The following is a 7,027-nucleotide window of genomic DNA, read 5'->3' as shown; positions in this document are numbered from 1 at the left end:
CACCGCCACCTCGCGGCGCCCGATCCCTGCGGCACCCGCCCCCGACAACGGGAGTTGGACCGGGGGCCAGAAGGCGTTGGCCGCGGTCGCGGTGTTGCTGTTGCTCGCCGCGTTGGGCCTCGTCGGTTACTGGCTCGCGACGAACGACAGCGGCAGCGGCACCACCCCGGCACCGTCGTCCTCGTCGGTGGTCACCACCACCGAGGAGACGACCCCGGAGACGACGACCACCACCGACGAGACCACCACGACAACGACGACGACCACCACGACAACGCCTTCGACCACGACCACGACGACCCCGGAGACGACCACCACGACCACCACGCCGGGTGGACTGTTGCCCGATCTCGGCTCGCTGATCCCCGGTCTGGGCCAGAACTACCATGGCGGCCAGACCCCGGACGGGCTCGATCGCAATGCGCCCACCGACGCGGAGAGGTGACAGATGACGACTCCTCGCCACCTGTCCGACCGCTACGAACTCGGTGAGACGCTGGGGTTCGGCGGTATGTCCGAGGTGCACGGCGCGCGTGATCTGCGTCTTCACCGCGACGTGGCGATCAAGGTGCTCCGTGCCGACCTGGCGCGGGACCCGAGCTTCTATCTGCGCTTCCGCCGCGAGGCGCAGAACGCGGCCGCGCTGAACCATCCGACGATCGTGTCGGTGTTCGACACCGGTGAGGCCGACACCCCCGAGGGGCCCATCCCCTACATCGTGATGGAGTACGTCGACGGCGAGACCCTGCGCGACGTGCTGCGCGCCCAGGGCCACGTGTCGCCTCGGCAGGCGATGACCTGGATGGCCGATGTCGCTGCGGCACTGGACTTCTCGCACCAGAACGGCATCGTGCACCGGGACATGAAGCCGGCGAACGTGATGATCGACAAGTCGGGTGCGGTGAAGGTGATGGACTTCGGCATCGCGCGCGCGATGTCGGACGCCAGCAGCGCGATGACCCAGACGTCGGCGGTCATCGGCACCGCGCAGTACCTCTCACCGGAGCAGGCCCGCGGCGAGAGCGTCGACGCGCGCAGCGACGTGTACTCCATGGGATGCGTGCTGTTCGAGCTGCTCACCGGAGAACCGCCGTTCACCGGCGACTCCCCCGTCGCCGTGGCCTACCAGCACGTGCGGGAGGACCCGCCGGTCCCCTCCAGCATCCGTCGCGAGATCCCACCGCAGCTCGACTCGGTGATCCTCAAGGCGATGAGCAAGAATCCCGCCAACCGCTACCAGTCGGCGGGCGAGATGCGGTCGGACCTGATGAAGGTGCTCGCCGGTGGCCGACCCAGCGCGCCGATGTTGCTCTCCGACGAGGACAAGACCGGTGTCATCGAGCAGATGCCGCGCGCGCGATCGACGCGGGTCGGTCCCACTTCGCACCGCCGGCCCGAACCCGACGACGACGACCGCCGTCGCGGTGCGATGCCGAAGATCCTCGCGATCGGCGCCGCCGTGGTCGCGGTGATCGTGCTCGTCGCGCTGCTGCTGACCCGTCCGTGGGCCGACTCGTCCGACGACCAGATCGCCATTCCCGCCGTCACCTCGATGTCGGCCGCCGAGGCGCGCTCGACGCTCGAGGGCCTCGGATTCAAGGTGAACCGGCTCCAGGAGTCGAGCAACGACGTCGCGTCGGGCAGCCCGACCCGCACCGCGCCGTCGGAGGGGGTCCGGGCCGACAAGAACTCGTCGGTGACCCTCTACATCTCGACCGGTCCGGTGCGTCAGGACCTGCCCGACCTCACCGGCAGGACCTACGACGATGCGCGCAAGGCGTTGTCGGATCTCGGTTTCACCGACGTCCGACAGGGCAACGTCGCCTCGACCAACCAGCTCCGCGGCAAGGTCGCCGGGCTGTCACCCGCGGTCGGGACCTCGCAGGCGGTCAACACCCCCGTCACCGTCCAGATCGGCACCGGACCGCGCCGTGTGTCCGTGCCGACGCTCACCGGTCAGACTTCTGACCAGGCCACGAGCACCCTCGAACAGCTCAAGCTGAAGACCCAGATCACCGAGGCCGATTCCGATCAGCCCGAGGGGACCGTGCTCTCCAGCAGCCCCGCGGCGGGCTCGCAGGTCGACGAGGGCAGCACCGTGACGGTGACCGTCTCGCGCGGCAACCAGTTCCGGATGCCCGACCTGACCGGCAAGACGGTGCAGCAGGCCATCGACACCCTGACCGCCGCGGGGTGGCGCGACACCACCCTCAACCAGACACCGCGCAACGTGGGACTCGGGTCACCGGACGCCAACCGCGTCATCTCGCAGCAGCCCGCCGCGAACTCGCTGATCAACAACAACGGGGCGATCAACGTCGTCGTCGGCCAGGCGAGCCTGCTGCCCGGCTGAACCGCGCGCGCTCAGGCGCCGATGGCGGCGGCCGCCGTCTCCTCGAGACGCGTGACCAGAGACTCGGAGATCTCGAAGCCGCTGAGCCGCAACCAGTTCGCGAGCATCCGGTGCCCACCCTGGGTCAGCACGCTCTCGGGATGGAACTGCACTCCGTGGATCGGCAGGTCCCGGTGTGCCATCGCCATCACGATGCCGGTCTCGGTGCGTCCGGTCACGACCAGCTCGTCGGGGATGGTCTCGGGCACCACGGTGAGCGAGTGGTAGCGGGTGGCGATGAACGGATCGGGCAGTCCCGCGAGCACACCGGTCGCGGCGTGGAACACCGTCGAGGTCTTGCCGTGCAGCAGTTCCGGGGCGCGGTCGACCGTCGCGCCGAAACTCGCACCGATCGCCTGGTGCCCCAGACACACCCCGAGCAGAGGTGTCCCGGTGCGCGCCGCGACGGCCACGAGCGGCATCGTGGCGCCCGCGCGCTGCGGCGTTCCCGGCCCGGGACTGAGCAGGATCGCGTCGAACTGCTCGGCCACGGCGTCGAGATCGGCCAAACGCCCGTCGTCGTTGCGCCACACCGTCGCCGTCACGCCCAGCTGCCCCAGGTACTGCACGAGGTTGTAGACGAAGCTGTCGTAGTTGTCCACGACCAATACCGACGGGACCAATACCGACGGGACCGAGGCCGACGGTCCACCGTTGCGAGTGCTCACGCCGTCACGGTACCGCTGCAGACAGTCGCGTCTCACATCGGTTTCTCGGCGTGATCGGTCCGAAACGGCCGGTGGGATACCGTGGGGACACCCAATCCGCGAGCACCACCGACCCCCATCGAGTCGCCCCCGATGCGCCCCCGCGAGGAGCGCGGCCGACCGAGGTTTCACAGCGAGGAAGACATGCCGAAGTCCAAAGTCCGGAAGAAGACCGATTACACCATCAACCCGGCGAGCCGTACGCCGGTGAAGGTGAAGGCCGGTCCGTCGAGCCAGATCTACGTGACCGCGATGCTCGGCCTCATGCTGATCGGCCTGGCCTGGCTGATCGTGTTCTACCTCGTCGCGACACCGTCGAGTCTCGGCGGCGACGGCAAGCTCCTGCACTGGATGTACAACCTCGGTGCCTGGAACTTCCTCATCGGCTTCGGGTTCATGATCACCGGGCTCCTCATGACCATGAAATGGCGCTGACGTCTCTGACGTCGACAGAGTTTTGTCCCCAACCTGGGGAATGACATGTGTGTAATTCATCCACATTGGGGATAGAGGCTGTGGACAACTCGTCGTCGTGGGCCACACCCGTGCCCGTGGGCTGTGCACTGACCGTCGGTGGCGTGGTGCTCCTGGCCGCCGCCGCGCTGTCCGGCTCGGATCCCGCAGGCCTGGTCATCATGGGTGTGGCCGGGCTCCTGCTGATCGCCCTCGGTGCGTCATCGTTGCTGATCCGTCCGCGCCTGTCCGCCACGCGGGAGTCGCTCACGATCCGCACCGTCACCGGTCGGCGCACCCATCCGCGGGAGGCGATCGCACGGATCCGTGTCGTCAGCTATCCGCGTTTCGGGCGGCGCGTGCCCAACCTGGAGATCGACATCGTCGACGGGACCGAATCCGATGGGGACGAGAGACTGGTGATCCTCGGACGCTGGGAGCTGGGCGCGGCGCCCGCCGACGTCGCCGAGGCGCTGGCCGATCTCGGCCACGACGTCACCGACAGCAAAGACCTGCGGTACCGCACCGGGGACCCCGAGGACTCGTAGCCGCAGGGTGTTCCGCAGTCAGACGGCCGCGACCGCGACCGCGCTTATCGCGATGGCCAGCAGGGTGAGCACCACGATCGAGCCCCAGCCCACGCGGCTCGCGGCCGCCGCGGTGCGTCGTCCCTCGGGCAGCACCCATCGGGGCGCCATGAGCACGCCTGCCGTGGCGGCAGCACCGAAAGCGAGGCCCCCGAGGTGCGCCCACAGCGAGATGTTCGGGATCGACAGCGAGATGACGATGTTGATCGCGATCAACGCGACGATCTGGCCGGCGGGCAGCTTCGCGCGCAACACGGCCACCAGCAGCCCGCCCATGACTCCGTAGATGGCGCCGGAGGCTCCGGCCGTCGCCGCGTCGGGGGAGAACACCGAGACCGCCGCACTGCCGCCGAACAACGCGGTGACGTAGATCCCGAGGAAGCGTTTCGACCCGATCGCCATCTCGAGATCGCGACCGAGGATGTAGAGCGTCAGCATGTTCAGACCGACGTGGATCACCGAGAAGTGCAGGAACCCCGAGGTGAACAGGCGCCAGTACTCGCCCTGCTCGACGAGGGGTCCGAAGAGGACGCCGTCGAAGAAGACGCGGGAGGTCCCGGGCCCGATGTTCGACGCGCTGTGCGCCTGGGCGGCGGTGAGCACGAAGATCACGAGGTTGATCGCGATCAGCCCGTAGGTGACGAGGGGGCGGGTGGCGCCCATCATGCGGGCGGCGGGGACACTGCCGCCGGCCTGGCGCACGCAGTCGACGCAGTGCTGTCCGACGGCCGCCGGTGTCAGGCACTGCGGACACGCCGGGCGCCCGCACCGGCTGCAGGCGAGGCCTGTCGGCCGGTCGGGGTGGCGGACACAGACCGCCGCCGGGGGTTGATACCCCGGCGGCGGTGGGTACTGGTTCAGCTGATCTCGATCTTCTCGATGATCACGTCGTCGAGCGGCCTGTCGCGACGGTCGGTCGACACGGTCGCGATCTTGTCGACGACGGCCTGCGAGTCGGCGTCGGCGACCACACCGAAGATCGTGTGCTTGCGGTTGAGGTGCGGCGTCTTGGTGACGGTGATGAAGAACTGCGAGCCGTTGGTGCCCGGGCCGGCGTTCGCCATGGCCAGCAGGTACGGCTGGTCGAAGGACAGCTCGGGGTGGAACTCGTCACCGAACTGGTAACCGGGGCCGCCGGTGCCGGTGCCGGTGGGGTCGCCGCCCTGCAGCATGAAGCCGTCGATCACGCGGTGGAAGATCGCGCCGTCGTAGAAGGGGCCGCTGTTGCCGCCGGAGGCGTTGGGCTGGCTGTAGTCCTTGCTGCCGGTGGCCAGACCGGTGAAGTTCTCGACGGTCTTCGGCGCGTGGTTGCCGAAGAGGTCGATGACGATGTCGCCCTGGTTCGTGTGCAGGGTCGCGGTCGCGGTTTTCTGTGGTGTGCTCACCCCTCCATGGTGCCACCCGCACCCGTGGCGGCGTCTCGCGGTTCGCACGGGCCTGGCAGGGTGGTGTCACACAGTGTCCGCATCCGCGGGCGGCGACGTAGGTCGACAGCCAGGTCGACGGGAAGAGGTGGCTGCCGTGATCGGTACCTCAGATGATCGAGACAAGGGCCTCGCGCACGCCGCGACCGGCTCGCAGCACCCGGTGCGATCGGCGGTCGGCTCGGCCGCGTTGGGGTACGTGGCGCCGTGGTCGACCCCGGTGCGGATGATCACCTCGCGGTTGCTGGCCCGTCGTGCCGCGAAGAAGGGCTCGGCGACGACGGGCTCGGGTCCCTCGATCCCGCGCATCTCCGTGCCGACCCCCTCGCTGCCGTCGGTACCGACGCCGCGCCTGCCGTCGGTGCGCGCCTCGAAGAGCCCGTCGCGTCGCGCACGTACCGGTCTGATCGTTCTCGGCATCGCCGTGGTGGCCGGTGGCGGTGCCGCCGCTGTCGCCCTGCGGTCGAGCCGACGCACGCCGCCCCCGGTGGCCGCGCACCCGCCGCGGGTGGAGGACGTCCCCACGTCGGCCGGCGACGACTCCGCCCGCGCCGAGTAGCTTGTAGGCGTGCATCCACAGGACGGGCGTTACGAGAACGGTCACCCCGACGCCGGCCGGTTCGACCCTCGGCGTCCTGCGTCGCCGGACCAGCCCGACGCGCGACGGGGAGATCAGCGACCGCCCACCGGTCCGCAGCATCGTCAGGCTCCGCCGCCACCACCGCCCGGCGCGGGCCGACCCGGCCCCGCGCGCGGAGCCCCGCAGCGTCCGCCGTTCCGTTCGGACCAGCCGCGCACCGAGCAGCGCCCACCGTTCGACCGCGACCCGTCGCAGACCCGTGCGCAGCCGCCCGGTGTCCTGAGCGGTCCCGGGGCCACCGCGAATGCCGCGTATTCGATGATGTCCGACCAGCGACCGGCCGAGCCGGCACGTGGTCCCCACCCCTCCGAGGCACAGACAGAAGTCCATGACCCGTACCGCCCCGCCGAGTTCATCGAACGCCAACCCGATTCCGGGGCCGATCAGGAGTCCGAGGCGATGAACGCCGCACCGCGCAACTCGACCAACAAGCTGTCGGTCGTCGCACTCATCCTGTCGTTCCTGGGGATCACGTCGGTGTTCGGCGTCATCTGCGCCTACGTGTCGCGCAGGCAGATCCGAGAGAGCAAGGAGCAGGGCTCGTCGCTGGCGACCGCGGCGCTGTGGATCGGCTGGTTCTACATCTTCGCCGTCGTGCTGTGCCTCGTGGTGTACTTCGCCATCGCCGGTCAGGGTTCGTGACGCGCGACGCGCGGGAAAAAGGTTGTGGAGCCTAGGAGATTCGAACTCCTGACATCTGCCTTGCAAAGGCAGCGCTCTACCAACTGAGCTAAGGCCCCGTGCCAGATCGCTCTAGCGGGTGGGGAGGGAATGCCACTCGATCGTGTTCCGCTTCGACTCGGCGACGAGCCCGACGACAATCG

At 69.1% G+C, this 7,027-nt stretch carries 8 protein-coding genes, 1 tRNA gene and 1 pseudogene; 6 read left to right on the top strand and 4 right to left on the bottom strand.

Annotated features, from left to right (window positions below; translation table 11 throughout):
• Positions 1 to 445, top strand: a pseudogene (locus TU34_RS24050) (hypothetical protein); the annotation flags it as partial.
• 3 nt (positions 446 to 448) lie between these two features.
• Positions 449 to 2,353 carry a Stk1 family PASTA domain-containing Ser/Thr kinase gene (gene pknB, locus TU34_RS21480; RefSeq protein ID WP_045824949.1) on the top strand — a complete coding sequence of 635 codons (1,905 nt, stop codon included), beginning with the start codon at positions 449 to 451 and terminating at the stop codon, positions 2,351 to 2,353.
• Positions 2,354 to 2,364: 11 nt separating this feature from the next.
• On the opposite strand, the gene TU34_RS21475 is transcribed toward pknB, so the two are convergent.
• Positions 2,365 to 3,060 carry an aminodeoxychorismate/anthranilate synthase component II gene (locus TU34_RS21475; protein ID WP_238981427.1) on the bottom strand — a complete coding sequence of 232 codons (696 nt, stop codon included), beginning with the start codon at positions 3,058 to 3,060 and terminating at the stop codon, positions 2,365 to 2,367.
• A gap of 183 nt (positions 3,061 to 3,243) precedes the next feature.
• Here TU34_RS21475 and crgA point away from each other — a divergent pair, with 183 nt between their 5' ends.
• Both crgA and TU34_RS21465 read left to right on the top strand, forming a co-directional pair.
• Positions 3,244 to 3,534 carry a cell division protein CrgA gene (gene crgA, locus TU34_RS21470; RefSeq protein WP_045824948.1) on the top strand — a complete coding sequence of 97 codons (291 nt, stop codon included), beginning with the start codon at positions 3,244 to 3,246 and terminating at the stop codon, positions 3,532 to 3,534.
• Between the two features lie 80 nt (positions 3,535 to 3,614).
• Positions 3,615 to 4,100 (top strand): PH domain-containing protein, encoded by a 486-nt coding sequence (locus tag TU34_RS21465; RefSeq protein WP_045824947.1) that lies wholly within the window; start codon positions 3,615 to 3,617, stop codon positions 4,098 to 4,100.
• Between the two features lie 18 nt (positions 4,101 to 4,118).
• On the opposite strand, the gene TU34_RS21460 is transcribed toward TU34_RS21465, so the two are convergent.
• A complete protein-coding gene (locus TU34_RS21460; protein WP_238981426.1) occupies positions 4,119 to 4,841 on the bottom strand; it encodes a rhomboid family intramembrane serine protease in 723 nt (240 codons plus the stop codon).
• Positions 4,842 to 4,996: 155 nt separating this feature from the next.
• Positions 4,997 to 5,524, bottom strand: coding sequence for a peptidylprolyl isomerase (locus tag TU34_RS21455; RefSeq protein ID WP_045824946.1), 528 nt, complete (start codon positions 5,522 to 5,524; stop codon positions 4,997 to 4,999).
• Between the two features lie 136 nt (positions 5,525 to 5,660).
• Here TU34_RS21455 and TU34_RS21450 point away from each other — a divergent pair, with 136 nt between their 5' ends.
• Both TU34_RS21450 and TU34_RS23270 read left to right on the top strand, forming a co-directional pair.
• Positions 5,661 to 6,122, top strand: coding sequence for a hypothetical protein (locus tag TU34_RS21450; protein ID WP_045824945.1), 462 nt, complete (start codon positions 5,661 to 5,663; stop codon positions 6,120 to 6,122).
• A 9-nt stretch (positions 6,123 to 6,131) separates the two neighbouring features.
• Positions 6,132 to 6,845 carry a DUF4190 domain-containing protein gene (locus TU34_RS23270; protein ID WP_052689156.1) on the top strand — a complete coding sequence of 238 codons (714 nt, stop codon included), beginning with the start codon at positions 6,132 to 6,134 and terminating at the stop codon, positions 6,843 to 6,845.
• Positions 6,846 to 6,870: 25 nt separating this feature from the next.
• On the opposite strand, the gene TU34_RS21440 is transcribed toward TU34_RS23270, so the two are convergent.
• Positions 6,871 to 6,943 (bottom strand) — tRNA-Ala (locus TU34_RS21440).
• Positions 6,944 to 7,027 lie beyond the last annotated feature (84 nt).

Source organism: Williamsia herbipolensis (genome assembly GCF_000964005.1).
GTDB lineage: Bacteria > Actinomycetota > Actinomycetes > Mycobacteriales > Mycobacteriaceae > Williamsia_A > Williamsia_A herbipolensis.
The sequence above is the reverse complement of the archived record's forward strand: the minus strand, read 5'-3'. Positions and strand labels throughout refer to the sequence as shown.